19 protein-coding genes and 2 pseudogenes are annotated in these 26,334 nt (G+C 59.0%); 7 read left to right on the top strand and 14 right to left on the bottom strand.

Annotation, left to right across the window (positions count from 1 at the left end; all coding sequences use genetic code 11):
* Positions 1-74: 74 nt before the first annotated feature.
* The 5 genes from A4R29_RS04785 to A4R29_RS04760 form a co-directional block, all read right to left on the bottom strand.
* Positions 75-335, bottom strand: a complete 261-nt coding sequence (locus tag A4R29_RS04785) for a hypothetical protein (RefSeq protein ID WP_063171312.1) — start codon at positions 333-335, stop codon at positions 75-77.
* A gap of 144 nt (positions 336-479) precedes the next feature.
* Complete coding sequence (locus tag A4R29_RS04780; RefSeq protein WP_082827534.1) at positions 480-1,634, bottom strand: TlpA disulfide reductase family protein; 1,155 nt, start codon at positions 1,632-1,634, stop codon at positions 480-482.
* 706 nt (positions 1,635-2,340) lie between these two features.
* On the bottom strand, positions 2,341-4,323 hold the full coding sequence (locus A4R29_RS04770) for a class I tRNA ligase family protein (protein WP_244506894.1): 1,983 nt from the start codon (positions 4,321-4,323) through the stop codon (positions 2,341-2,343).
* 305 nt (positions 4,324-4,628) lie between these two features.
* Positions 4,629-5,408 carry a phytanoyl-CoA dioxygenase family protein gene (locus tag A4R29_RS04765; RefSeq protein ID WP_063171310.1) on the bottom strand — a complete coding sequence of 260 codons (780 nt, stop codon included), beginning with the start codon at positions 5,406-5,408 and terminating at the stop codon, positions 4,629-4,631.
* Positions 5,409-6,053: 645 nt separating this feature from the next.
* Positions 6,054-7,496: a lysine N(6)-hydroxylase/L-ornithine N(5)-oxygenase family protein gene (locus A4R29_RS04760; RefSeq protein WP_082827533.1), complete on the bottom strand. Its 1,443-nt coding sequence runs from the start codon at positions 7,494-7,496 to the stop codon at positions 6,054-6,056.
* A 1,004-nt stretch (positions 7,497-8,500) separates the two neighbouring features.
* Between A4R29_RS04760 and A4R29_RS34460 the strand changes: the two genes are divergently transcribed.
* Positions 8,501-8,665 (top strand): hypothetical protein, encoded by a 165-nt coding sequence (locus tag A4R29_RS34460; protein ID WP_156949319.1) that lies wholly within the window; start codon positions 8,501-8,503, stop codon positions 8,663-8,665.
* A gap of 378 nt (positions 8,666-9,043) precedes the next feature.
* On the opposite strand, the pseudogene A4R29_RS32670 reads toward A4R29_RS34460, so the two are convergent.
* A pseudogene (locus tag A4R29_RS32670) lies at positions 9,044-9,261 on the bottom strand (transposase); the annotation flags it as partial.
* Between the two features lie 16 nt (positions 9,262-9,277).
* Here A4R29_RS32670 and A4R29_RS33985 point away from each other — a divergent pair.
* The 6 genes and pseudogenes from A4R29_RS33985 to A4R29_RS04735 all read left to right on the top strand — a co-directional run.
* Positions 9,278-9,466: pseudogene (locus A4R29_RS33985) on the top strand (IS5/IS1182 family transposase); the annotation flags it as partial.
* 36 nt (positions 9,467-9,502) lie between these two features.
* Positions 9,503-9,820 carry a hypothetical protein gene (locus tag A4R29_RS34580; RefSeq protein ID WP_167355160.1) on the top strand — a complete coding sequence of 106 codons (318 nt, stop codon included), beginning with the start codon at positions 9,503-9,505 and terminating at the stop codon, positions 9,818-9,820.
* Between the two features lie 855 nt (positions 9,821-10,675).
* The gene (locus tag A4R29_RS34455) at positions 10,676-10,837 is read left to right on the top strand and encodes a hypothetical protein (RefSeq protein WP_161491068.1); all 162 of its coding nucleotides are present in this window, start codon (positions 10,676-10,678) and stop codon (positions 10,835-10,837) included.
* 117 nt (positions 10,838-10,954) lie between these two features.
* The gene (locus A4R29_RS04745) at positions 10,955-12,037 is read left to right on the top strand and encodes an HlyD family secretion protein (protein ID WP_063171308.1); all 1,083 of its coding nucleotides are present in this window, start codon (positions 10,955-10,957) and stop codon (positions 12,035-12,037) included.
* A gap of 32 nt (positions 12,038-12,069) precedes the next feature.
* Entirely contained in the window at positions 12,070-14,226 is a 2,157-nt protein-coding gene (locus A4R29_RS04740) for a peptidase domain-containing ABC transporter (RefSeq protein ID WP_063171307.1), read from the top strand.
* 532 nt (positions 14,227-14,758) lie between these two features.
* Positions 14,759-16,693, top strand: coding sequence for an acyltransferase family protein (locus A4R29_RS04735; RefSeq protein WP_063171306.1), 1,935 nt, complete (start codon positions 14,759-14,761; stop codon positions 16,691-16,693).
* Between the two features lie 683 nt (positions 16,694-17,376).
* Here the strand turns inward: A4R29_RS04735 and A4R29_RS04725 are convergent.
* From A4R29_RS04725 to nifD, 8 genes are all read right to left on the bottom strand, one after another.
* Positions 17,377-18,267: a universal stress protein gene (locus A4R29_RS04725; protein ID WP_063171304.1), complete on the bottom strand. Its 891-nt coding sequence runs from the start codon at positions 18,265-18,267 to the stop codon at positions 17,377-17,379.
* Positions 18,268-18,364: 97 nt separating this feature from the next.
* Positions 18,365-19,069 (bottom strand): response regulator transcription factor, encoded by a 705-nt coding sequence (locus tag A4R29_RS04720; RefSeq protein ID WP_063171303.1) that lies wholly within the window; start codon positions 19,067-19,069, stop codon positions 18,365-18,367.
* 103 nt (positions 19,070-19,172) lie between these two features.
* A complete protein-coding gene (locus A4R29_RS04715) occupies positions 19,173-19,652 on the bottom strand; it encodes a NifX-associated nitrogen fixation protein (protein WP_063171302.1) in 480 nt (159 codons plus the stop codon).
* 14 nt (positions 19,653-19,666) lie between these two features.
* Entirely contained in the window at positions 19,667-20,164 is a 498-nt protein-coding gene (gene nifX, locus A4R29_RS04710; RefSeq protein ID WP_063171301.1) for a nitrogen fixation protein NifX, read from the bottom strand.
* Positions 20,130-21,512: a nitrogenase iron-molybdenum cofactor biosynthesis protein NifN gene (gene nifN, locus A4R29_RS04705; RefSeq protein ID WP_063171300.1), complete on the bottom strand. Its 1,383-nt coding sequence runs from the start codon at positions 21,510-21,512 to the stop codon at positions 20,130-20,132. The genes nifX and nifN overlap by 35 nt, the downstream gene beginning before the upstream one ends.
* Positions 21,509-23,011 (bottom strand): nitrogenase iron-molybdenum cofactor biosynthesis protein NifE, encoded by a 1,503-nt coding sequence (gene nifE / locus A4R29_RS04700; protein WP_063171299.1) that lies wholly within the window; start codon positions 23,009-23,011, stop codon positions 21,509-21,511. Before nifE ends, nifN begins: the two co-directional genes overlap by 4 nt.
* Before the next feature lie 62 nt (positions 23,012-23,073).
* Entirely contained in the window at positions 23,074-24,615 is a 1,542-nt protein-coding gene (gene nifK / locus A4R29_RS04695) for a nitrogenase molybdenum-iron protein subunit beta (RefSeq protein WP_063171298.1), read from the bottom strand.
* Between the two features lie 133 nt (positions 24,616-24,748).
* Positions 24,749-26,251: a nitrogenase molybdenum-iron protein alpha chain gene (gene nifD, locus A4R29_RS04690; RefSeq protein WP_063171297.1), complete on the bottom strand. Its 1,503-nt coding sequence runs from the start codon at positions 26,249-26,251 to the stop codon at positions 24,749-24,751.
* Between the last annotated feature and the right edge of the window lie 83 nt (positions 26,252-26,334).

Below are 26,334 nucleotides of genomic sequence, written 5' to 3'. Positions count from 1 at the left end.
GCCGGCCAGCAGCTCGGTCCCCGATTTCCTTTGCGTGAGCCCTGGGACTCATGAGCATCGGAAAACCTCCAGAATTACTCCAACAAGGGCAAGGCGCTCGTTGTTGACGGCAGGCCAGGCGCAGTGAGAAATTTCGTTTCCTCAAATTCCAGTCCTCGTCCGCAACGGAGGATTTCTGCTTTCGGGTACGCTGAGTTCGGGCACACCTGCGCAACCGGCGGCTCGCGTGGCGGACCCGATTCAGGGCAATTGAGGTCTTCATGGCCGATCTCGAACACGTCCTGGACTGAGATGCCTTCAAAGACGTGGCAAAACGGCTCGAACTTCTCTTCCACGCCGTGTCCGCTTGTTGGTCACTAATGTCTGAGCCTATTTGCAGCAAACGATCCCGCCTCTAATGCTTGGGGCATACTTCCTGCCGGCGCCGCCGCAGAAATCGACCAGGTTCAATTCACGTATTCCTTTGTGATCTTTGCTCATCAGGCGGCTGCGGTTTGAGTTTCCGGAGCCTTAGTTTGTGGAACCACGCAGAGATCCGCGTAAGAGGCGTTCTCACCCGTGTAGTTGGCCAAGGCTTGGAGCAAGGGGGTAAGGTAGTACTGTTTGATGTGGTCCGGCATTGGCTCCGGAAGGTCAAGCGATTTCAGCGCAACCTCGATCAGCTCGATCGCGCGAACCTTGTTGCCACACTCATAATGGTACTCAGCGACTGGAACGTACCAAACGAATTTAAGGGGGCCGTCGTTTTCTGGAGGACTCAGTGCCAAGATTTGTTCAGACAGCTCTTTGCCCATCGCGAAGCGCTCAGCAGGGGGAAGATGGGAGTTGTTCGTCGAGGGATCGAAGAGTTGCTTCAGGGCCATTACCATCCAGGACACGGCCTCAAACTTCTTGTCGATAGCGTCTCCGACTAGTTGGCGCATAACTGGCAACCCGGTCTCCATGTCGCGCATCTTGTGAAGCAGAAGATCCACATGAGTATGCCGGAACCCGTAATTGTCTGGCATCAAAGCGAGGCCTTCTTCGACGGCCGAGAGTGCCGCCTTCCATTCCTGCGCCTGCATCGCCGGCTGGAGTTTGGCGTATATCGGTTCGATCAGCGCCAGTTCGCGCGCTGTGCGCTGGTTCCCATCGATCCGCCCTTTGTCGGCGGCTTTCGCTTCGTCGCTACTGCGCCAGCTTCCTCCTATAACTCTGGGTAAAACGTCATCGAGTTCCGATGGGTGGCCGATGAATGCGATGCGGCCGTCGCGGTCCACCAGGAACGAGGCAGGAATCCCGAGAGAAGAACTCGCCTTCATCCAAAGTCTGTTCATTTCGCCTGTGTAATCGAAGGCAATCCGATAATTTAAATTGGGGAATCTCTGAACCAGCCAAGCATCCAAGCTCGTCCGCGTCTCCTCCGCGGTCGGGCCATCTTCGCTAGCTGCGACTCCGACCACCTCAAATCGGCTATTTTTAAATTTGTCCTGTAGCTGCATCAGATGGGGCGTCGCCGCCACACAAGGTCCGCATCCAGTCGCCCAAAACTCAACAAGGTACACCTTGCCGGGTTGAAAGTTCGCGAGGGGCTTGCCACGGAGCCAGTCGCTGACTTTGATCGGAGGAGCCGGGGACTCGATACGCAACACCATGTTGTTCTCCAAAAGCTTTTCCCGGACCTCGTTAGCGTCCATAAGCGATCTGGCACTACCCTCAGGAACGGAACACACGGGAGGCCATCACACCTGTTGCGTGGTCTCATGCGGGTCAACCCACCATCGCCGCCCCTCAACGAGCAAAGGCCGTGCCAGCGCGCCTGGCACGCTGCAAACGCTTTATTGGCTTCGATAAGTCGAACAGAGCCAAGAGGACGGTTGTTTCCATCCCGACATGTTTTCTGCCGGCTGTCAGGTTTGGACACGCATCTCTGGTGCGTAAATCGCTTAGAACAGCGAACAGCGCCGGGTCGATGAGGCCGGGCATATCGAGTGCGAGCTGCCGGAGTGCGTATGCTGTTTCGCTAGAGGGGATGCCGCATGCACCTTCCATTATTTTCATGACAGAGGTTCGGCAGCGTTGCAGATTCCAGTGCCTCGACCCATGGCGGGTTTGACCGTACTCGGACGGCAATCCCCCAATGCCGGAGCGGTTGTTCAGCGCAGAGCCCACACCGGCATTTGCGGCAGTACGGACTGGAAGCTCGGCGTCAACCATTTGCAGGTTCAGTTGGCCAATTTGGTCTCAAGAGCTAGGTAGCGGCCTTCAGGCGCCAGCGGCAGCGAGTAAAGACATTGTCTTCATCGGCTTTGATTGCCGCGCACCTCCGGTCGAGGTTGGGGTAGCTCATACGCTCGCTGGTCATTTAAGGTTTTCTGACTTGGCATAGAACGCGAGCAGGGGTCCGAGATCAAAGATCGTCCCTGGCGCAAGTCGCCGCACGGACGTGGGCCATGTTTCGGGTGAGACGCCGTCAATGCCTCGCGCAAGCGTTGTGGCAAATCGGGGCATCAGCGGTGCGAGCGTATGCGCAAGGATAGCAGCGGCGGTTGCCTGAAGCGCGAGCCAAGTCCGGGTGCGAGCGAGATAGAGACTTCGCGCCACTGCATAGTCTTGCGCCTGACGGTAGATTACGCAATCGCGCACGAAATCGCAGGCCTGCACGGCCGCGCGACGGACCGAGAAGCCATCGTCCGAATAGGTGCGTTCCATCGCTGCGCGATGGTTCTCTATCCGAGCAAGGAAAGCGCGATCTGTGGGAGCCCAGTCGCCTGCGTCGGGCACACAGCCACCAAAGTCCTGCTTGATTTCCCGGTGCAGCGCATCAAGCCAATTCAGCCAGATCCCCTGAAACACCTCATTCTCGGTGCGGCGTAGCGCGTCCAGCGTGAAGTTCGTCCGCTCACCTTCCGGGCGTGTCAGGCCCAAATGAAGTCGCACGACGTCGACTGTCTTTGGACCCAGAACCTCCTTACCCCAGACCGCATGGCGGCGGCTGGTCGAGAACTTCTGCCCATCGAGCAGGTAGAACTCATTCACGTGATACCGGACTCGCGGGGTCCAGTGGGAGAACACCTCGGCATAGACAGCGGGGTAGAGTAGCGCGTGGTAGAAGGAATTGTCGAAACCGAAGAAATGGACAATCTGCCAGTCATTGCTGGGCATCGCCGCATTCCAGTCGCGCCCAAGCAGGCGAGCTAGCGTCTGGATGTTGTAAAGGAATCCGAAAGCCATCTCCGGCCAGACCCAGATCACCTGCCCCGGGAGCCCTTCGGCAGGCAGGCCCCAGTTCGAGGGGTGGGTAAGGGGCACGGAAAACTCGCCGCGTTGGCGTAGACGCGCGAAGAGGTCCATGATCCGAACGGGCGCGCCCGACGCCCTTAAATGCCGGTCTATATTGATATAGCACCGTTCCAGAGCGAGTTCAGGGCGGCGCACGGAGCCGACCAGCGGCGCCTCGGCCGAGTGCCGCGACCGGACTGCACCCAGGTCGTGGCATAGGTTCGGCGCGCCGCATTCCTCGCAGATGTTGCCGCCAGCGGAGGCGCCACAATCGGGGCAGAGGCCGCTAACATCCGGTTCATAAAGGTAATCGCCTGTCACGGCGTCAAACAGCGCAGGGCTCTCGCTCACATCTACCGCCGTGCTGCTCAGAAGACTGCGGAAACACGCGGCTTGAAAGTCGCCATAAGCGGCATCACCCATCGTGTGTAAGAAGCTGTGGATCTCGCAGTCAAGAAGACCAAGCGTGGTGCGAACCTCGTCCGCGTAGTGGTGAGCCACCTTTGCGGGCGTCGATTGATCGGCATCGGCACGCGTCACAACGTAGCTTTGGTAATCGTCGCTCCCAGTCAGGTGGTAGGCCTCGGCCCCATTCATGCGCAGGAAACGCGTGTAGACATCGGCACCCAAATAAGGACCAGAAAGATGCCCCAGATGCAGATCGCCGTTAGGCGTTGGCGGCGCGGAGAAGACGAAGATCGGCCGGCCGGGAGCCGCGACCTGTGCAGCGGCATCGAGGGCGGCCTTGCCGTCACGCCAGAAGACATCCACGAAATTTAGATCTTCGTCCCCATCGTTGTGTAGTACATGGGCTTCAAATGGGTCGAACAGAACTACGTCGCCGGCTTTGATCGAGATTTCCCCTAGGTCGGTCCTGACCTTGCCCGCGCCAGAGAGGACCACGAAAGCCTCAATTTCGTCGTGCCGGTGGAGCTCGGATGTGACGCCCGGTGCCACCTTGCCAAATGAAAATCCGGTGCCCGCGCTTCCGGTTCCAAGCGTGGCCACGTCAATACCGAACGCTCGCGACAGTTCCGTTCGAGAAAACGTGGATTTGCGCATAACGAACCTCAGCTATCCAAGCAGTGGTATCTTCGGCCGCCAACGCAAAGCCTCTGCCGCAAGTCACGAAGAGAGGCGGCAGCCCGGACCCGTTGGCGCTCCCTCCAGAATAATCCAACGGGCCAAGACGGGCACGCCAGTACGGCTTTAGGCGTCACGGAAGACCGCCCGGCGACCACCCCACAATCGTCGTGCCAAAGCCGTGACGGCTGCGGCGCTGCTCCAGCAGCCCACAATCGAAAACGCAGTGCTCTCCGCATTTTGAGCAGCCGATCAGTTTCCTGTGCATGCCTAGCTGCGTGAGTTCAATCGCGATAGAAAATGCCGTTTGGCGGCTTGAGATTGTCTAGATCGGCCACTTTGCCCTCTGGCGGATTAACGGCGCGCTTAAGCACATTATATTCGGCGCGGGTCGGCCCACCGGTTGAAGCACGCTGGAAGACCAAGTAGAGCGTCCGCCGCGAACGGTTGCTCTTGTTCGGTTGCGAGTAATGCGGTGCGTAATCGTCGAAGATGAAGATGTCGCCAGCCTTCCATATTACGGATTCCCAGGAGAACGTTTCGGCGACCTCAGGATCAATCACGCCACAGGCATCCATGGGAAAGATCCCCTTCTTGTGGTTGCCGGGGCTGAAGAAAAGGCCGCCGTTGTCCGGGTCGGAGTCGTCGATGCCTACCGCAACGACCGCATGGACCATCCGGTCGGGCAGTCCGTGAGGAATGTGATAGATGTCCTGATGCGGGCGATAGCCGCCGCTGTCGGGATAGTGGAAAATCAGCAACTCCTTGAGCCTGCGCGACCGTTCATCAAGCAGCTCCTCGACGGCAGCCTCTATGCGCTGATCGTCGAGGAGCAGATGACGCAATGGATCATGGAAGTCGAGAATATTCTCGGCCTTCGAGGTGATCTTTCGATTATCCGTCGTCTTCTCGAACCACATGAGCCATTTGTCATCGCTGACCTCCCAGCGTGATACGTCTTCAACAAAACTGGAAATGCATTCCACAGCCACGGCATCGAAAAACCTTTCGAGCCTGACATAGCCGTCCTTATGCCACTTTTCTCTTTGTGCGTCAGTCAACATACGAAAAGCCTCCTGTTCGTAGGACGGTGGTCTAACATCCCGCTTATGGCAGTCGGGCTCGGGTCAGGCTGTGCATCGACGCAGACGGTACTCCACGGCATCTGGGGCGGCGGTGCTAAGCACGTTCCGCTCCGGGTATGTTGCAGGGCTTTGTTGTCCCTCCTCACTGGAGAGATCGTCGAGGCTTGTAAACGTCTGCGGGGCGGTAGTCTGAAGGGTACACGGCCGACCATGCTATTGATGATGCGGCTGCTTGGTAGGCGACCTTTCGTGCGGTCTGATCCAGCACAAGCCGTGCCCCACACAAACTTCTGCGACACGGTCCCATTGGGGCTGTGCGATCAGGGCCGGAACATCCGCGACATGAGCTCCACCGATGAGCCACGACGCCCACTGCTACGGGCTGGTACCCTTCGCTGATCGTCGACCCAGGAATGGCCACCAATGCCACTGCGCAGTTTCGAGTGAGCGACCTGCTAGGGTCTTTGCGGCCGAAGGCGAAATGCTCGCTCGCGGAGTCATGAGATGGGCCGCTGAGTCCAGCTGGTTCAGTTGCGATGATTTCGGAGAAGGCTCCGGCTTTCGCTACGGCGAAGGACGACATCGTTCCTTGGATGCCACCGCTGATAATCCGTAGTCGGCGGGTCATATCCCGCCGCCCATTTCTGCAACGGGGTCGAACCAGCTGTCGACGGAGGTAGGGCTGATGAAGCCGGGATGCTCTGAGTCGGCGCGCGGCGCGCGCCCCAGAAGGCTGTCGAGGATGCGACGCGCTCGCCAGGCCAGTAGGCTTAGATTCGGATCAGCCAGCCCGCGCTGCCCGAGGCTCGCGTTCTGTACGAAGATGCGTCTGTCACACGGTCCGTCCCAGCTCACCGAAAAATCGTCGCCAATGGCCAGTTCATTGTCGATCTTTTCAAGCCGGTCCGCCAGCGGTTCCAGGAAGGCTGGCACCGCGTTCTCGTAACCGGTGGCCAGGATGACGATGTCAGCCGTGACTTCTTCGAACTCGTCCATGCCGTGCCGCAGGGTCAGCCTGTGAGCCGCGCCGGTATTGGTGCAGTGCAAGACCGTGCAGCCCGGCCGCAGTGCGATTGCACATCGGTTTGGCTCAAGAAATGCGTGGCGGTACAGCGCCCGATAAACAGCGCGCAACGTGCTTTCCGAAATGCCGTCCGAAGCAAGCATAAAACGCCGCAGGAACAGCCTGCGGTGTGACTCGCTCATAGCCGCAAAACGATCCGAAAAGCAGGGCATGAACAACTCGTTTGTGAACGGGCTGTCGTCGAGGGGCAGGTAGTTTTCGCGTTGCGAGGCCCAAGTGATTGAGGTAGGCCGCCCTTCTTCCGGCCGACCGACGAGATGCAACAGCACCTCGGCTCCCGACTGTCCCCCGCCGACCACACAGACACGCTTTTTGTGCACCTCAGGCTGGATGTGCAGTAATTCAGATGAGTGGAACAGATTGCGTCCAGTCCACCCCTTAAACTGAGGCGGAACTTTTGCCTGCTTGCCAATGCCGATCACGACGTTTCTGGCGCCGAGAGCCGCGTTATCCGTGCGCACCCGAAACTCGCCGTCAAAGCGGATTTCGCGCACTGTCTGGCCGCCGCGAACAAGCGGGTTCCTTTGGAAGGCCCAGCTCAGATATTGCTCGAACTCAGCTCTGAGCACGGCCTCGAACTGTGCATTCAGGAAATGGTAAAGACGCCCGTTCTCGTGCAGGTAGTTTATGAAAGTGTAGGCTGATCGCGGATTTACGAGCGTGACCAGATCCTTGAAGTGGCTGACCTGGAGCTCCGAGGAATCGAATGCGCTACCTGGGTGCCAGCGGAAATCGACTTGCCGATCCAGGAACAGGGCCCCTTGCCCCATTTGCTCGTGTATCTGACACGCAAGGCTCAAATTGGACGGCCCGGCACCCACTCCAATGCAAGAGAGCTCTACTCGTTCTGTTCGTGTAGGTGTTTCCCAATCAGGCGACGATCGCGGCGAATATCGGCCACTTGGTTTACGCTCCACACGGGCATTCTCCTCCGTGCCGCTGGAGTTGCTAGAAGCTTTCGTGTGGTCAGCTGTGAAGCCCATGGATCCCAGCATAGTGGGGAGATTGACACTCATGTCGGCGAGGTGTGGGGCGGCGCGATCGACGGCCCGCTCCCCGCTTCGAATGATCGCGTCTCGGTCAGCGAGGTGCTTTCCAAGCTTATCCCGTGTTTTAATCGGGCGCAGTCGCTCCCTCCCGTCGAGGTTTGAGCAGCTTGGGGATCCGCGAGGGCGCGGTCTCGAATACGGCGATAGCATTCTTCCGTGGGCCTGATCATAGGACGCATCCTTGATGTGTTCGGAAGGACCCCTGCATCTAGCGTGCCACAAGGAAATTGACCGATATTGGACAGTGAGGGGTAACCGTACGCCGGGCAAGGCCCAAGCGGCCGATCGGTCGAGTTCGTAACGGCAGGCAACTACGCCCCAGTGGACACCTCATGCTTAGGCCGTCCGGCCGCTGTCCGACATAAGGGCCCTGACCTCATCGCCAACCCAACGCGACGGACTTAGTGCTGCTTGTAGGTTTCCTGTTGTCGGGTCCGCCATCCGCGATGCTTTGCCGTGATGTGCGCGCATTCCATGCAGCCGTTAAATCTGCTGACAGGGTTCTAAGACCCCCCGTGGGATTGGGATGCCTCTGACGTCTCTTTGCATGGCACCACACGCCGCCGACCGGCATCACGGATTCATTCTCTCTGGCGTCTATGAAAGGACGACCGCCGGTCTGCCGGCCGCAGCATCGTTGACTGATCTGCCTGTTCTCTACGGAGAACAATCACATGTACGGAAGAGAGCATCCTCTCCAGACGATCAGAACGAACCTTTGGTAGGCTGTTGTAGGGTTTGTCGGGTTTGTCGAATTCGCTACATGGTGATGTTCGGCCGCGTTCGCAACTAAGCCGTCAAAGAACATGCATAAACGCTGTTTGGGGTTTTCTGTCAGTTGGCACGACCTTTGATGATCTCGTTGTACAGCGGCACACGCTGCTACGGTGAAGCTATTGTTTCACCCCTGATATTCAAGCTCTAGGAAAGGAGAAAAGATGAAGACCAATATTCAAGCCTGTGGTGTGACCGAGTTAACGCGCGAAGAAGCATGTGCAACGTCCGGAGGATGGTGGTTCTGGGGAGCGGTGGCAGGATTTGGCGCAATTGGTGCGTTAGGGCTGGCTTTAGCAGCACTGGAAAGATATCTGAAGCATCATTAAGACGATGTGCAGGGGACGCGATTCTACCAGCTTACGCCTCCAGTAAACAGTCTTCACAATGATGCGAGGCCACTATAGCGACCCTACGCTGAACCGCTGCGGCGAAAAATATCGGGAAGCTTTCACCCTGCTGTCAGCTAGAGCTGCCAGAATGTTATCATTGGAACAACCAGCCAGGAAAGAGCCCTTATGGATATGCCAGCTTATGATGTTACAGAACTGACTCCTGAAGAAGCATCCTCAGTTTCGGGGGGATGGGTGTTACCTCTTGTCTTCGCCATTTTTGGAATTGCTGGACTGGTAATTATGGGTATATTTGCAGATAGAATTCTGAACCATAAGAGCTAAATGGCTACCGACAGATGGGCGAACAGTATCTTAGGCCGTAGACTCATAAGCGCGCAGCGACAGGCGCATTGAGGCGAGCTGGACCATAGCGAGGAAGTTGTTGGCGAGCTTGTCGTAGCGGGTGGCGACGCGGCGGAAGTGTTTCAGCCTGGAGAAGAAGCGCTCGATCAGATCGCGATCACGGTAGAGCCGTTTGCTGAAGCACGCTTCCAGCGCCGATTGCTTTTAGGCGGGATGTTGGGCGTTGCCGGTACGGCCCACGAACCACGAACCACCTGCTACAACCGCTTCGCGATGGCGGAAGGCGGACGTGTGGGACCGGCTGATGGATGCCATCACCGCCGCGCGCGACGGTGACATCCAGATGATCGACAGCACCTCTGTTCGCGCCCACCAGCAGGCCGCGACGGCAAAAAGGGGGGCCTAGATAACTGTCTCGGTCGATCGCGCGGCGATTGGCATTCGCTGCGACTCGGCCTGGCCGGCCAGATGCAACTCACCGGGCACCTCAGCCTTTCTGCTGAGGTGGCGCTCCTGTTCACGCGGCTCGACGGCGAAGATCAGCACCATATGCGCTCTTTCATCGGGCAAATCCCCGAGGACGGCGATGGGCATGGTGTCCAGATCGAGGCGGTGTTGAAGTACGAGGTCGCGGATTTGTTCAACATCGGGGTCGGCTCCCGCTACTGGGGCGTGGCGGCTAACGGCACCGCTCATTTCGAAAAGGTCGGTTTTTCCCCGCAGGTCGAGAAGTGGGAGGTAGAGCGCTATGGCGTGTTCGTGCAGGCTAGCATCAAGTTCAACTGAGAGAGCAAGAACCGAGGAGAGCGGTCCTTCCGGGCAACGAAAGCATCAATTCGCTGGTCAGGCATATTGCCGATCGCCCACTCGGGTTAGGCTGAGTGCAGCGCTCCATCCAGGTTCTTCACCCTGATCGGCGGACCAGGTGAGGTTCTGATGATTGCCATTCGACCACCTGTCCGAAATGTACCAGTGTTCTTTACTCAATGCCTGAAGTGGTTCACAAAAGAGGAGCCGTTGCCCACAGGCTCCGCCGCTGGAATTCCTGCTTCGCAATCGTGGCTATTCCGAACCCGCTCCAATGAGCTTTCGGTATCCTCACAGAAATCTTCCTGTGCAAGAATGGGTTCGCCGGATGAAGGCGACTGTTTTGACGGCCATCAGAATATGGGCCAAGTCTGACTGGCAGTGGGCGAGCGCCGCGGCCTGTGATCGTCGGGTCCGATTGTCTGCCCTGAGATTCCAACAAACGGTTTGATGATGGCGTTTACGAAGCCCGCATGAAAACACCTCGGGGTCCGGCTTAGACACCGCATTTTCATTGGCCCAGCTGACAAACAGCCCTGCCGCGAGATCGACTTCGGAGGTTCTCGGCAGAACACATCGCAGGTTCAGCTCAAACAGCATGTTGACGGAACTGCTGTCGGGTTTGTCGAGTTCGCGACACGGTGATGTTCGGCCCGGCGTTCCGCCGCGCTCTCAAGTAAGCCGGTAAATCTAAAATGCGTAAGCGCCGTTCTGAGATTTCTGCGAGTTGGCACGATCCTTGATGTTCTCGTTGTGCGGCGGCACACGTCGCGAAAGCCGCCGAGCGGAATCACTGATTCCGCATCCTATTTTAGCTTCAAGGAAGGAGAAACAATGAAGACGGACCTGTCGGCTTATGCTGTGACCGAATTGAGCCCTGAAGAAGCATCTTCAATTTCGGGAGGGTTCTTTTGGATTTTGGGAGCTGTTACGCTATTAGCTTTTGTAGCTGCGAGTATAGGTGAGTTGCTTATCAACCATGGATACGCGGATTGAACATAATTGCCGCCAAAAGCTATGCTTCATACTGACGATAGCTCATTGATTCCTCTTTCGTCTGAACGGGCCAACTGCACTGCAGAGAGCATCCTTGCTCGGCGATCAGGGCGATCTTTGGCCATCTACAAGGTACTTGTGCTCTGTGTGGTTGGGGCATTGCTGTCGCTGCCACTCATCACCATACCGGTGTCTGTCCAAAGTGCCGGCAGCATTCGTCCCACCATCGAAAAGACGCCCCTAGTGGCGCCGCTCTCGGGACGCATCTCCGGCATCCTTGCCACTGAGAATGATCTGGTTGCCCGCGGGCAGGAGATCCTCACCCTCGATGATAAGGTCGTTGAGGAAAAGCTCAGGGCGCTTACAGGCGATATTCGCGCGCAGAGCGATCTTGCCCGTGACCTCGAAACCCTGATCTCTTCCGGCACGTCCAAAGACCCGATCCTCCTCTTGACCGAGTCCGCCACGGCCGAGGGCGCGCATTTCCTCAACCTGCTGCGCGAGAACCAAAACGCCCGCGATAATGCCGCCGCGGAACTCGACCGTGCTAAGCGACTGCTCTCCGCCGCTGTAGCGCCTGCAAAGGCTGTTGAGGATAAGGCTCTCGCCCTCCAGACAATTGAGGTTCAGGGCGAGATCCTCGCCGGCCGCAAGGCCGCCGAATGGAGCCAGCAGCTCTTCGATACTAGGCTGCGCCTCAATGAACTTACGGCCACCTTGCATCAGCTCGAGAACGAACGGGATCTGACCCGCATTCGAGCCCCTGTGTCGGGCGCTCTCCAGCAGTTCACAGCTCTCAGCCCAGGCAGCTATGTCCAGGCCGGGCAAACGGTCGCTTGGGTTTCGCCGGACGCCGAACTGGTGGCGGAGATCTACGTTTCCCCGAGCGACATCGGCTTTGTGCGCCCCGGTCAGCCGGTGCGTCTGCAGGTCGATGGCTTCAACTACAATCAATCGGGCATCATTGACGCGACAGTGCTTGACGTGGCGCAGGACTTCATTCTCCACGACGGGAGCCCGGTCTTCAAGGTCCGCTGCGCGCTCTCGCGCCGCCATCTCGCCCTCAAGCATGGGGTCACCGGTCACCTGAAGAAAGGCATGACCGTGCGGGCCCGCTTCATCCTGGGCGACCGCACTCTCCTGCAACTCCTCTACAGTGAGGTCGACGATTGGCTCAATCCGCTCCTGGCGGGCCACTGATCCTTCATTTTCCAAACAGTAAGCGAGCCGCCATGTCGAGCAAAGCCATCAAGTTCAAGCAGCGCGACATCACCGATTGCGGGGCCGCCAGCCTTGCTTCTGTCGCGGCCTTCTATGGCCACAAGCTGCCATTGTCGCGCATTCGCCAGTATGCCTCGACCGGCCGCTCCGGCACCACGGTGCTGGGCCTCATGGAAGCGGCTCGGAAGCTGGGCTTTGTTGCCAAGGGGGTGAAGGGCGGCTTCGACAGCCTATACAAGATCCCCAAGCCCGCCATCGCGCACGTGATCGTCAAGGAGGTCCTGCACCACTTCGTTGTAATCCAGGCGGTCGACCCGATGTGGGTCACCGTCATGGACCCAGCCTATGGTGAAGTCCGCAAGCTGGCGCACGAGGAATTCAAAAAGCAATGGACTGGAGCCCTGGTGCTCCTGGTTCCGGCAGACACCTTCAAGCGCCGCGACGAGTCCACCTCGCCCCTAGCCCGTTTCGCGCGTCTGCTCGCACCACACAGGGCGGCAATGGCGCAGGCTCTCGTCGGGGCGCTGGTGACGACGATCCTTGGCCTCTCGACGGCCATTTACGTTCAGAAGATCGTCGACCATGTGATTACAGGGGGCAACCGCAATCTGCTCAACCTGATGAGCGTCGCCATGCTGCTGATCTTGGTTGTGCAGATCCTGGTCGATCTCCTCAGAAACCGGCTCGTCCTGCAAACGGGGCAGAAGATCGACGTACAACTGATCCTGGGCTACTACAATCACATCCTGACCTTGCCTCAGAAATTCTTCGACAGCATGCGCATGGGCGAAATCATTTCCCGCATGAACGACGCGGTGAAGATCAGGAGCTTCCTGAACGACGTCTCGATCAACATGTTCGTCGACGTGCTAACGATACTGTTCTCGTTAGGGCTGATGTTCATCTACTCGTGGAAGATCGCCTTGGTCGTGGCGGTCTCCATCCCCATGTACCTCTCGGTCTATTGGATCACCAACCGGCTGAACAGGGATAGACAGCGCGCCATAATGGAGAACGCTGCCGAACTGGAAACGCAACTGGTGGAGTCACTCGGAGCTGTCTCCACGATCAAGAACTCCGGCATGGAGAGCTTCGCCAACTTCAGGGCGGAGACCCGCTTCATCAAGATGCTGCACTCCGTCTACAGATCCGGCCTGATCTCGATCTTCGGAGACAGTGCCTCGACTTTCCTTGCAATTCTATTCACCATCGTGCTGATGTGGTCCGGAACGACCCTTGTCCTCGATCAAACCGTCACGCCCGGCGAATTACTGTCCTGTTATACCTTACTGGGCTATGTCACCCGTCCGGTTGCCAGTCTAATCCAGACCAACCGCATCGTCCAAGATGCTCTTATCGCGGCGGATCGCCTGTACGATATATTCGACCTGGAGCCGGAGAGCGGTGGCGGCATCGACGCCACCAAATGCAGCATTGGCGACATCCACCTGGGGAATGTCACATTCCGCTATGGCGGGCAACTGGACCTTTTCCAGGATCTTAGCGTCACCTTCCCCCGCGGGGGAATGACTGCGGTTGTGGGTGAAAGTGGCTCGGGCAAGAGCACCCTTGCGGCGCTGCTGCAGAATGTCTACCCCCTTGAGGGTGGGCACATCCGGATTGGCCCCTATTCTATCCAAGACCTCTCGACCGTATCCCTGCGCAAGGTTGTCGCTGCGGTGCCCCAATCGATCGACGTGTTCTCGGGCTCGCTCATCGACAACATCGCAATTGGCGAATTCGAGCCGGACATCGAGAAAATCCATCGAATCTGCGCTCAAACAGGGCTGAGGGATGTGATCGAGCGCTGGCCGGGTGGCTTCCAGGCCAATCTCGGCGAGAACGGCGTGCGCCTCTCCGGGGGCGAGAAGCAGCGCTTAGCGTTGGCTCGTGCTTTGTACCGGGATCCGGAGATCCTGATCCTCGATGAAGCGACGTCATCACTCGACTCCGTCGCCGAGGCGTTTGTCCTGCGGGTGGTTGAGGATCTGCGTCGGGACGGCAAGACTGTCGTCGTCATCTCTCATCGACTGAGCACCATCCGTAGGGCCGACAAAATAGTCGTCTTAGACAAGGGGCGGGTCGTTGCGGAGGGAAAGCATGCTGATCTGGTGACAAGTGAAGGCGCCTACGCCCGCTTGTGGCGAGCGCAAACTGAATCCAGCTAACAGCTGGGGTGAGGCTTGATCGCAGAATCTCCCAAGGCCATAAGCCAGGGTGGCGAAATGTTGTTGCTGTCCGGCCTCAGGGGCGCACTCAAATCAGCGGCCGCCCGTCGCCTCATGGGATCTTTGTATCATGCGGGCGGTCTGCCTTCGCCGCGCGGAGTTGGTCAGGATTGCGCAGCCGAGGCGAACGCGGATGGTACTTGGCAGTGTCATCGGGGTGACAAGACCAGCTTCTTGAAGCCCCAGGACGGTCTCATCGATTTCGCAGGTGGGCAATGTTGCTTGTGGTCCACGCCTCCCACTGCCCGTGATAGCGCTTGCCGCCCAGCAAGTGGGCTGGAAGACACGTCCTTAAAAGCCCACCGCCTTTCTGAAGGTAGAACCTGAATTCGCGTCGCGATCAGTCGGCGTCTTAGTCGAATTTGATAGCCGGCATTCATACCGTAAATGCGCTTATCGAAACGATCGATTTTACGAACAGCAACGAACATGAAAAACGCTGCTCGTGACCTTCTGAGGACGAATCAGTTGCATGAACTACCGAGCGGATATTAACGGTCTACGGGCCGTCGCCGTTGTTCCGGTTGTCCTATATCATGCTGGTTTTTCAGCGGTCAGCGGCGGGTTCGTTGGGGTCGATATATTCTTTGTGATCTCCGGCTTCCTTATAACGTCCGACATCATCGAGCGGACAGACCAAGGCGAATTCTCGCTACTGGACTTCTATCACCGTCGCGTTCGACGGATCTTCCCAGCCCTGTTCGCAATGCTCGCCGCCTGTTTTGCGACAGCGTGGTTTGTGCTGCCGCCGGGAGAGTTCGTTGGGTTCGGCAACAGCGCCATTGCCGTCGCAATTTCCGTCAGCAACTTCTTTTTTTACCGCAACACAAACTATTTCACTGAAGCCGCGACCTCGCTCCCGCTCCTGCACACATGGTCGCTGGCCGTCGAGGAGCAGTTTTACTTCCTGTGGCCTTTGGCGGTCATACTCATGATGAGGTGGCTGAGACCTTGGGCGGCAATCATCGTCGCGGCGCTGTGCGTGATGTCCATCTACGCCGCCGAGCACTGGCTCCAGAGCGATCCGCCCTTCGTATTCTACATGCTTCCGACGCGCGCTTGGGAACTGCTCGCGGGCGGGCTGATCGCACTGCCTGTTGCTAAGGCAATAAGGCCAACCCAAACGATTGCAGAACTCCTCGCTGCCTCTGGCCTGGGGCTCATCGCTGCTTCACTCTTCCTGCTCGATCATGATACGCTTTTTCCCGGCCTTTACGCGCTTGCTCCCTGCATGGGCGCCGCGCTCATCATCGCCGCTGGCTTTCATCGCGAGACAATGGTCGCAAAGGCACTGTCGATCGGACCTGGCGGCTTCATCGGCTTGACGTCCTACTCGCTCTACCTCTGGCACTGGCCGATGCTGGTCTTTGCTGGCATCTATCGAAATCGCGAGTTGCTCGTCTCTGAACGTGTCGCCGTCCTGATGGCCGCGCTGCTCGTTTCTGCACTCTCATGGCGCTTTGTCGAGCGCCCGTTCCGCCGGAGAGCTACAGGTTGGACGTGGCTGGTACCGACCGCCGGCGCAACGGCTGCGGTCTGCTGTCTGTCCTTGGTGATCATCAACAGCTCCGGCTTCCCCAGTCGGGGTCCGGATGGCGGCCCGTCTGTTCGAGCGCTTAGAGCGGAAAGTGCCAGGTTCGAAGCATCTTCCTGCCTCGAGCATGGCGGGCTCATTCCCAAAACGGGCGAATGCGTCCTGGGCTCCGGCAATGTCGCTCCGACGATCGTTTTGTGGGGGGATTCTCAGGCTGCCCATCTTGCCCCTTCTTTAAGTGAGGCCGCCCGGACCACAGGCGTGCGCGTCAGACAGATTACAAAAGCGGGGTGCGCTCCTTTCCCCAACATGACGGTGCTTCCCGCCAGTTCATTGACAAGGGATTGCCCGGCGTTCAATAGGTCCGCGCTCCAATCGGTGCTGGCCGATCGCAACGTCACACTCGTGATCCTCGCAGGCCGCTGGAACACCTACTCCGGGCGTGGAGGCAGCTTCCTTTCAAGGGATGGAAGCTGGCCTTCACAGGAGGCTTCCAAAGCGAACTTCACGTCCGCCATAGAACAGACAACCGCCACACTGGCAACGCATGGCATTAAGACCGCCGTGGTTGGACCAGCCCCAGAACCGCCCACCGATGTGCTGACTTGCCTTATCCGTGCGGACTTCATGAAGGGCGATGCGCCGTGCTCCACCATGCCGGCCGAGAGGTCTTGGCACAACAATCAAGTCCTCGCCGATCTGCTGCCACCAACCGTGCAGTTCGTCCCCATAGTCCCAGTTTTGTGTGGGCAGCAAAAGTGCCCGCTGAGATCAGGTGAAGACGTCTTCTACCTTGACGCGCTCCACCTTTCGCCGGCGAGCCGGCATATCCTCGCTCCCATTTTTGCCGAGCTTATCTCTTCGCAGTCATGAATCGGCACTAAGCGTGCGGGCAAGCGGATCGCGGATCGCCGCGGTTCAAGCGGGCTAAGCCTCGGCGAGGACTGCAGCGAATTTTTTGAACCTTATCGAGGCCTGCCGGCCAAGTTATGCGGCTCGAGCACCCTCACCGCCGCACTGATCCATGCCAACCGCCAGCAGCATCCTGTTGCCGCAATGCGGGTGTGGTTCGGCTTTCCCGAGCACCCGAAGAAAGCCGGTCGGCGCGGACATGCGAAGATTCCTGCGGCCGCCCCAAACGAGTCGGGTCCGATCTTGGCTCGATCCCTTCAGTATGTGGATTGCGGCAGCGCCATTGCCTTCACAACCGGAGCCAGGGAACAGTGGCAGGACATGGTCTGCCACTGCGGGTGCAGGCTGGGGGCAACGGGTCAGAACTCGGCTGCCGCGCTGAAACGCCTCTTTTTCTCGGCTTCGCCAACCTAGAAGCCGTGCTTTGGTTGCCTCGAGTAGCGGCCCTGCGCGGCACTTGGTCTGCGCGTGCATCTGCGTGAGCAGAATCCCAGCAGCACTGAAGCAGGGAGAACATATGCCGGGTGGCGACGCGTGCAGATGGCTGCAAGGGTGTTCTCCCCGTTGCGTTCATTCTCCAGCCGGCATCAGAATAGGTCATCGGGAAGCAGAGCGCAGAACAGCATGGTCGCAACTCGGACGCGTCAACGCGCCAAAAACAGCGGCAATGTCGGCTTCTCGAATGTCCATCGCGTCACACCGCCAAAGAGCCGCTCACGTAATCCACGGCTGCCATAAGCGCCCATGACGATCAATTCGGCAGACGTGTCGATTGCGTGCTGCACAAGCACCGTGGCGACCGATTTGCCGGCACTTGCCAACACGTCAACCGACACCCGAACACCGTGTCGAGTGAGATAGGCAGCGATGTCAGCGCCAGGCTCCGAGCCGTTCCCGTTGTAGTTCGCCTTCGGATCGACCAGGGCGACACGAACGTTCTCGGCAACGCAGAGGAGACCCAGCGCTTCGCGAACCGCACGGGAAGCCTCGACACGCGAATCCCAACCGACCAGGACGCGCCGTGGCCACAGGGTCGCCTCAGCCCCCTTCGGCACAACGAGCACCGGCGTTCCCGTATCGAACAAGCAGCCGTTGACTACAGGAGGTCCGAGAGTCTCGTCATTGAGAAGGCCCGGTCCGACGATGGTGAGGTCGGAACAGCGCGCCCGCTGTCGTGCCAATTCACCCAGGCTAGCCGGATTGCAGCAGTCGGCATCGATGTCAAATGAGAGCGACATGGATCCCAGCAGCTTCTGGAGATCTTTGGAGCATCTTTCCAGTCTCGCCACGTCCTGTGTAAATCGATCGATCTCCCGAAAACGATCGTTCAATCGGTCAATGGCCAGCCCACGTCCCACAGGCCATTCGGGGACACCATCTGCAATCGATGGATAATACGACATGATGAGCATCGGAGTGGGTAGGATCAGTACGGAAAGATGCGCGCCGACTTCGGCACACAAGCCGGCGGCAGTTCTGACGTCCTGATCGGAACCGTCAGCGCCGGTCACACAGAGTACGCTTTTGAAACCCATTTGCCTGCTTCTTCCCGAGTATTCGTTTGGTGTTCAACCGGCGAAACCGGCTCACAGCGAGGAAAGGGGCTGTGGGACCAGACCTGGCAGGTGATTTTTAGCCGTCCGGATTGTCGAGCGAGTAGCCGGCCGACCTGACGGTTCGAATGACGCTGCCGGGCGAAGCCGCCTGAAGGGCTTTTCTGATCCGGCTGATATGGACATCGACGGTGCGTGCACCGACATGGATGTTGGGCGGCCAGGCCGCGCGGATAAGTTCGTCCCGGCTGAAGACCTTCCCGGGGGCTTTGATCAAAAGCCGCAGCACGTTGAACTCGATAGGTCCGAGATGGATGTCGTGGCCGTTGCCGCGAACGCGGTGGGCATCGAGCTTCATCTCGAGGCCGCCACAGGAGAGCCAGCCGCCGTTTTCAAGACCATTTTCGCCCCGTAGGGGCAGCGCCAGCTTCGCTCGCAGACAGTCCAGCAGCTTGGCCGGCGCGATCGGCCGCACAAAGCTCTCGTCAATGCCAGCCTTGAGGAGGCTGAGGTGCTGGTTCTCGGCGCCGGGCGCGATCAGGGCGATAACGGGCAGCCCGCCGGTCCGGGGGTGCTGTTTGAGCCGGCAGCAGATTGGGGAGCCGGTTATGCTCGCTGGCCCGCAGTCCAGCACCACGGCCTGAAATTCCCGTTCGTCCGCCAGTGCAAGTGCCTCCTTTGCGCCGCCTGCCGGCTCACTGGCGAAGCCGTCCGCCTCCAGTATATGGCTGAGGAACATATAGAACTCGGCATCGTGCGAACAGATCAGGACGAGTGGCTTCATCGTCGCTGCCTCAAGTGCCCATCGGCCTGGACCGTAGCGGCGGAGTAGAGGCCTTCGCGCCGCTCAGGACTGCCATGGCCCCTTTGCTCAAAACCCGTTTCCATTACGCACGCGCCACCTCGGGATAGGTGTCGATAGCTGCGATTGCCTCGTCGACCAGTTTCGTACCGGCCGCGGCGAGTTTGCAAAACGTCTCGGAGCCGAACCGATGGACGTCACGCAGGGTCTTGGACAGAACGACCAGCCGCCCGGCGGTGAAAAGCACGCGCCCGAAGCCCTCATGGCTCATTTCGATCATCGGAGATGCCATCAGGCCGCAGCGCTCCTCGATTGCAAGGGCGACGGCAGTGTAGAACTTGTCGAGCCTCCACAGCACGTCCGGATCGGGATCACCGATGATTGGAATCGTACGGCGCTGCTCCTTGCTGACGATGAAGTCGGCCAGCAACTCAGCGTCCACTTTGCCGTCCCATGACCCGTGGGAGTCCTGAGCACGGATCAGCCGCACGAGGCATTTGAGAAACGGGCTGGCAAGCGCCACCTCGTCGCCGGCGATAGCAGAGGTAGCCGAAGGGTCGGTCATTTCGCCTCCTTATTTCAGTCTTCGTCCTCAAAGGACGGTTTCTGTTTCGCAACGCCGGCTTCAGCCAGGACCTTGCGCAGCCAAGGTGGAGGGCAGGTCCTGAGCATTACCTGCGTGCGAAACAGTACCTCCTGGATGCTCTGAGCCTGCCGCACCTTGATCGGATGGATTTTTGCCGAAACAAGCTTGGCCGCCGAAGGTCCGCCGATCGCCAGGCAAAACAGGAGGTGGCAGCCCTTCAGCGCTTCAACCTTCGGTGTGATGCGGTCATCCCTCTCGGCCCGATGTTTCCCAGTTTGGTCGGAGACGTCGTCGAACTCGATGACTTCCACGAGCTCCCACTCCTCGCGAGTCATATCGTAGATGACAAAGCGCTTGGCCGACCCGAAATGGGCATTGAGTTGCTTGACGTCCTGAGTAGCGATTGCCACCCGCAAGGCGCCTGCTTGTCGTTCACGCATCGGACGGTGAACCTCGTCAGTGACGAGTGAGAGGCGACGCATCGGGCTCACCTGGCGTTTGCCGCCTGCGGAATGGATCAAGCTCCTCAGGCGTCGGCGCACGCCGCTCGGCCTGGAACAGGTTGGCAACCTCGAAGATCAGGTCACGGGTTCCTTGATAGAGGATCGAGAGCTTGTGCTGACTACCGAGCCGGTCGAAGACGGGGAAGCCGATGCGCATGAGCGGAATGCCAAGGCGTTGCGACGCCTGGCGTCCATGTGAATGGGTGACCAGAAGATCCGCGCCGCCCGCAAGCGCTTCCAGATCGCCGAGATCGCCGATCTGAATCGACTCCGCCGGAACCTTTTCCAGAATATTCGACATATCGGTCGTCGTGACCGCCGCCGTGATATCGGAGCCCATGTCCACGAAGAAGGTTGCGAATTGATAGAGTTGGTCTGGTTCAGCAGCGATCGCAATTTTCTTGCCTCCGAAATGGAAATGTCCGTCGAGCAACGCATCCTGCAATTGCGCCCGCCGGCGGCGGACACTTGCCGGCACAGGCTTGCCAGAAATAGCCGACAGCAGGGAAAAGAGCTGATCGGCGCCCTTTAATCCAGTCAGCGACTGAAACAGCACGTAGGGCACGCCGGTCGCCCTATACAGGACCTCGGCGGGGCGGCGCATATGCTCGCCGACGGCGATGCAGTGACCAGCCGTGCCGAGCTCGCGGATATCCTCGATGCTCGTACCGCCATAGGTGGTCGGGACCCAGTGGTCTGGCACCGTACCGTCGAGCGAGCCTGAGAGGTCCGGGAAAATCACCGATTGCAGCCCAAAGCTTTCGACCATCTCGCGCAAATGCTCGATGTCAGCCACGGTGAGGTTCCAACCGGGCAGGATTGCGATCTTCTTTTTCTTGCGCGCCCGTTCGCCTGGTCGCGTAATGCCTTCCATCATCGCGGTGACAGCTTTGGCCCAGCCCTGTTCGAGGGCGCCGGCGAAATCCGGCGTGTTGGCCAGGACGATCTCCGTACCCGCGAGTTCTGCCGCGCGTTTCAGTCTGATTTCGGCGATGTCGCCTGCCGAATCTTCACCACGGGTTTCCACCAGGGCCGTCGTGCAGACCCCAATCAGCTTTGGCTTCGTGCGGGTCTTGAGATTGAGGATCGCCTCTTCCAGATTGTCCGACCCGCCGAGGATGGTTGTTACTTCATCCATCGCGGTGGTCTGCAGGGGGATCGTTTCCTTGAAATGCCGCACAAGCAGCACGAGGGCGAAGCTGGTGCAGCCCTGAGTGCCGTGGAACAGCGGCACGGCGCCGTCGATGCCGAGAAAGGCCAAGACTGCACCAAGCGGCTGTGACGACTTCAGCGGGTTGACCGATGCTGATTTGGTCTGGGGGAGGATACGGGTCATCGCATCTCCTCAACATCCACCCAATTCGACGGCGGCTTGCCGGCGGATTTTCCGACGGCGTGCAGGTTCTCGGTGTCGTTGCTCGTGCCCGGCAGTTCGTCCTTCACATGGGGTGGGCAATCCCACGGAGCGCGCTCGCGCACTTGGGCCCAGATCGGGTTGTGGATGGCGAGGTCGATCTGCCGCACGAGTTCCACCATGCCGTCATAACCGGAATAAGGGTGCTGTCGCTCCTGGTTGATGTCGAGCCAGGGCGTCTTGGCCTTTAGCGCGACGAACTGCGTGCGCCCGCCCGACAGCATGATATCGGCTTTGCCTCCAGAGAGCATGGCGTAAAGGTTGCGCGCTGGCATCTGCTCGAAAGTGTGCTTGTCGTCCTTGAGGACCAGTTTGATGCGCTCCTTGTCTTCGACGGTCGATTTCTTGACCGAGGTGCCGACGATCTCGATCCCGATCTCCACCAACGCGTGGACGACCGACCAGGACTTGACACCACCCGTGTTCAGCAGCACCCGCTTGCCTTGGAGGCGGGCCCGGTAGGCTTCGAGCTTCTTCCATGCAATCGCCTCCTGCTCGGCGATCAGCGTCTCTGTGCGGTCCAGGATCTCCGGATCGGCTCCCTTCCTCACCAGCAGCTCAGCGATCTTGCGGAGTGCTTCCGAAGTGTCCGAAATCCCGTAGAAGGAGCCTTCGAAGAAAGGGATGCCCCAACGCTCGTCCATCTTGCGAGCTAGATTGATGAGGGCCGTCGAGCACACGACCATAGCTGCCCGAGCTCGGTGCGCGGAAGCGATGTCGAGATAGCGCGCGTCGCCCGGGATGCAGGCGCGAATCCGGATCCCGAGCCGGTCGAGGAGCGGCTTTATCAGCCAGAATTCGCCGGAGAGGTTGAATTCGCCAAGTATGTTGATGTCGTGCGGCCCGGCGTCATCGGGTTCCGCCGTGCCGATGACATGGTCGAGCAACGCCTCAGCGGCGAGCTTGTTGCCGAGATTCTTGGAACCGGCCAGGCCCGGCGCATTGACCGGGACCACGGCCAAGCCGAATTTTTCGGCGGCGCGTTTGCAGACAGCTTCGATATCGTCGCCGATGAGCGCCGTCACGCAGGTCGAATAGACAAAGACTGCCGGTGGCGCATACGCCTCCTTGATTTCGCGGATCGCCTTGAAGAGCTTCCGCTCGCCCTGCCCCATCACCACCTCGAGTTCGGTGAGGTCCGTCGTGAAGCTGGTGCGCCACAAGCTTGGCCCGGACGAAGCTGCACCGCGGTTATCCCAGGAATTGCCCTCGCAAGCGAGCGGCGCGTGGACCAAATGCGCAACGTCGGTAATCGGCTGCAGGACGATCTTGGCTCCGTCAAAGGCGCAACCGCCCGCTGCCGCTCCTGGCGTCAGCGCCCTTGCGCAGCCCTGCTTGCGCGCCTTGGCATCCTTGCCACGGTTCTTGTCACAGGCGGGCTCGTCGAAAACGTCCTGGATCTTCGCACTGAGCGAGCTCATCACGTCAGTCCCCAAAGCCAATTGGCAATAAACCGCCTGGGCGAAAAGCCGGTCCGTGTCTTTTAGCGGGTGAGGTCATAGGAATAGTCCGTCACGCCCGTCTGGCTCGTCTCGCGATCGAGCTTGTCGAAGACCTTGTCGAGGATGGTGGTCAGAACGCGTAAGCCGCCCTGATAGCCCATGAGCGGAAAGCGATGGTGGTGGTGCCGGTCGAAGATCGGAAACGTCAGCCGGATCAGCGGCGTGCCGGTGTCGCGCTCCAGATACTTGCCATAAGAATTGCCGATCAGCAGGTCCACTGGCTCGGTGAAGAGCAGCGACCGCATAGCCCAGAGGTCCTTGCCCGCCCAGACCTGAGCGTCCTTGCCGAAGGGAGAGGATGCAAGCAGTTCCTTCAACTCGGCTTCCCAGGTCGAGGTGCCGTTGGTGGCGAGGCAATGTGTCGGCTCGCCGCCCGTTTCCATGACGAAGCGGGCCATGGCGTACACGAAGTCAGGGTCGCCGTAGATCGCGTATTTCTTGCCGTGCAGCCAGGACTGGCTGTCCGCCATGGCATCAATCAGTCGGCCGCGCTCCAGCCGGATTGCCTCGGGGATTTCCTTGCCGGAAAGCGCCGAGACCTTCATCAGCAATTCGTCAGTCGCCTGGACGCCGAGCGGATAATGGAAGGAAGCCGTGGCCTGCCCAACTTGCCCACAATAGTCCAGCGTTTTTCGCGTGTTGTAGTGCTGCAGCGAGAGCGTTGCCTCGGCGTCGAGTGCCCCCCTCACCTCTTCGATCTTCGTGCCGCCGTCATACATGCGGTATTCCCCGTCCGACGGCGTGTCGAACTGGTCAGACGCGTCCTGGATGAAGGTGTAGGACACACCCATCACATCGAGCAGACGTTTGAGCTCCCGGTTGTTGCCAACGCAGAAACCGTCGAAGCCCGGAATGACATTGATGCTTCCCTTGGTTTCCGTGCGCTGCTGGCCTTTCCAGAAGTGCTCCAGAATGCCCTTGAGCATGCCGTCATAGCCGTCGACATGGCTACCGACGAAGGCTGGCGTGTGGGCAAAGGGCACGTCGAAGTCGCGTGGGACCGAGTTTTCGTCTTTGGCGTTCTGGATGAAGCTGTGGAGGTCGTCGCCTATGACCTCGGCCATACATGTCGTCGACACTGCGATCATCTTCGGGTCGTAAAGTTGGTATGTGTTGGCGAGCCCGTCGACCAGGTTCTTCAGGCCGCCGAACACTGCCGCATCCTCGGTCATCGAGGAGGAAACCGCCGAAGCAGGTTCCTTGAAATGGCGTGACAGGTGCGAGCGGTAATAGGCCACGCAGCCCTGGCTGCCGTGGACGAAGGACATGGTCCGCTCGAAGCCCGCGGCCGCGAACACCGCGCCGAGGGGCTGGCAAGCCTTGGCGGGATTGATCACAAGCGCTTCGCGGGCGAGGTTCTTTTCGCGGTACTCCCAGGTCTTGGTAAATTCGCCTTGATCGGTAACGATCTGATCCGGGTGCGGACATTCGAAATTCAGCTTCTTCTCGGCGAGCATTTGCCTGTATTCCGGCTCGCGGAACAGGGGAGCGTGGTCGAGAATCTTGTCGGCCGACTGCGGCATTGGTATTCCTCTTTTTAATCTGGCCGCGCTATCCGGCAGCTCAGACAGGTCGAGACGTTTCCGGTAACCGCGAGGCTCACAAGCTCGCGGGGTTCATGGTCTCTCTGGAGAGACCGGACCAAGGACTGGGCGTTTATTCGGCAGCTATCGCCCGCCTAGTAGGCGGGCGTTCTTTCCAAGGAGCGTGGTAGAGATCCCAGACCGGATTGTTGATTGCAAGATCCACGTCACGTGCGAAAATGGCAAAGCCGTCATAGCCGTGATAAGGTCCCGAATAGTCCCAGGAATGCATCTGACGGAACGGAATGCCCATCTTCTGCACCGGGTATTTTTCCTTGATGCCGGAGCCCACGAGGTTGGGGCGAACTCCCTCGATGAACTTCTCCAACTCGTAGCCGGTAACGTCGTCGTAGATCAGCGTGCCGTTCTTTACGTAATGAGCGGTGCGCTGATAATCATCATTGTGGCCGAACTCGTAGCCGGTTCCGACGATGACCATGCCGAGGTCCTCGTAAGCTGTGATGACGTGGCGGGGGCGCAGACCACCGACGTAGAGCATGACGGTATTGCCTTCGAGGCGGGGCCGGTACTTGGAGATGACGGCGTCGACAAGCGGTCTGTACTTGGCGATTACCTTCTCGGTTTTCTCCTCGATTTCCGCCCCGAAATGCTTGGCTATGTTGCGCAGGGAGGTTTCGATCTGGGACGGTCCGAAGAAATTATACTCCATCCAGGCAACGCCATACTTTTCCTCCATATGTCGGCAGATGTAGTTCATCGACCGGTAACAGTGGATGAGATTGAGCTTGGCCTTTGGCGCGCGTTCAATCTCGGCCAGTGTTGCGTCGCCCGACCAGTTGCCAACCACGCGCAATCCTATCTCCTCAAGCAAGATGCGCGAGGCCCAGGCATCGCCGCCAATATTGTAGTCGCCGATCACGTTGACGTCGTAAGTACCGGCCTCGAAGTCGACGTCCTTCTTGTCGAAGACCCAGTCGCGGATCGCGTCATTGGCGATGTGGTGGCCGAGTGATTGCGAGACGCCGCGGAAGCCCTCGCAGCGCACCGGCACGATGGTCTTTTCGTACTCCTTGGCCTTCTTGCGAGAAACGGCCTCGGTGTCATCACCAATGAGACCGATCGGGCATTCGGATTGCACGGTGATGCCGTTGTTCAGCGGAAACAGCACCTCGATCTCGTCGATGATCTGCTCCAGTTTCTTGTCACCGCCGAAGACAATGTCTTTCTCCTGGAAGTCGGAGGTGAACTGCATTGTCCCGAACGTATCGATGCCCGTTGTGCCCACATAGTAATTGCGGCGCTGTGACCAGGAATATTGGCCGCAGCCGACGGGGCCGTGCGAGATATGGACCATATCCTTGACTGGGCCCCAGACCACGCCCTTTGAGCCGGCATAGGCGCAGCCACGGATCGTCATCACCCCGGGGATGGACTTGATGTTCGATTTGACGTCGCATTCGGAAAGGATCTCACTTTCCCCGGTAGCCTCATCCCCGCTCTTTGCGATGTTCAGGTGTTTTTTGCGGCGCTTCGCCGCTTTGTCGGGATATTGCGATAGCACCTCCTCGATAAGCTTCGCATGGAGAGCACCATCATTCTCGTATTCCAGGCTCATGGGACCCCTTTCAAGGTGTCTGATGACGCCCCACCGATGAGGCGCCGTTCTTGGCAAGGCGCCCCAACTCGAGAGGCGACCGA

Origin of the sequence: Mesorhizobium ciceri biovar biserrulae (genome assembly GCF_001618845.1) — a bacterium.
Lineage (GTDB): Bacteria > Pseudomonadota > Alphaproteobacteria > Rhizobiales > Rhizobiaceae > Mesorhizobium > Mesorhizobium ciceri.
Note: the sequence above shows the minus strand (reverse complement) of the source record. Positions and strands in the feature narration are given on the sequence as shown.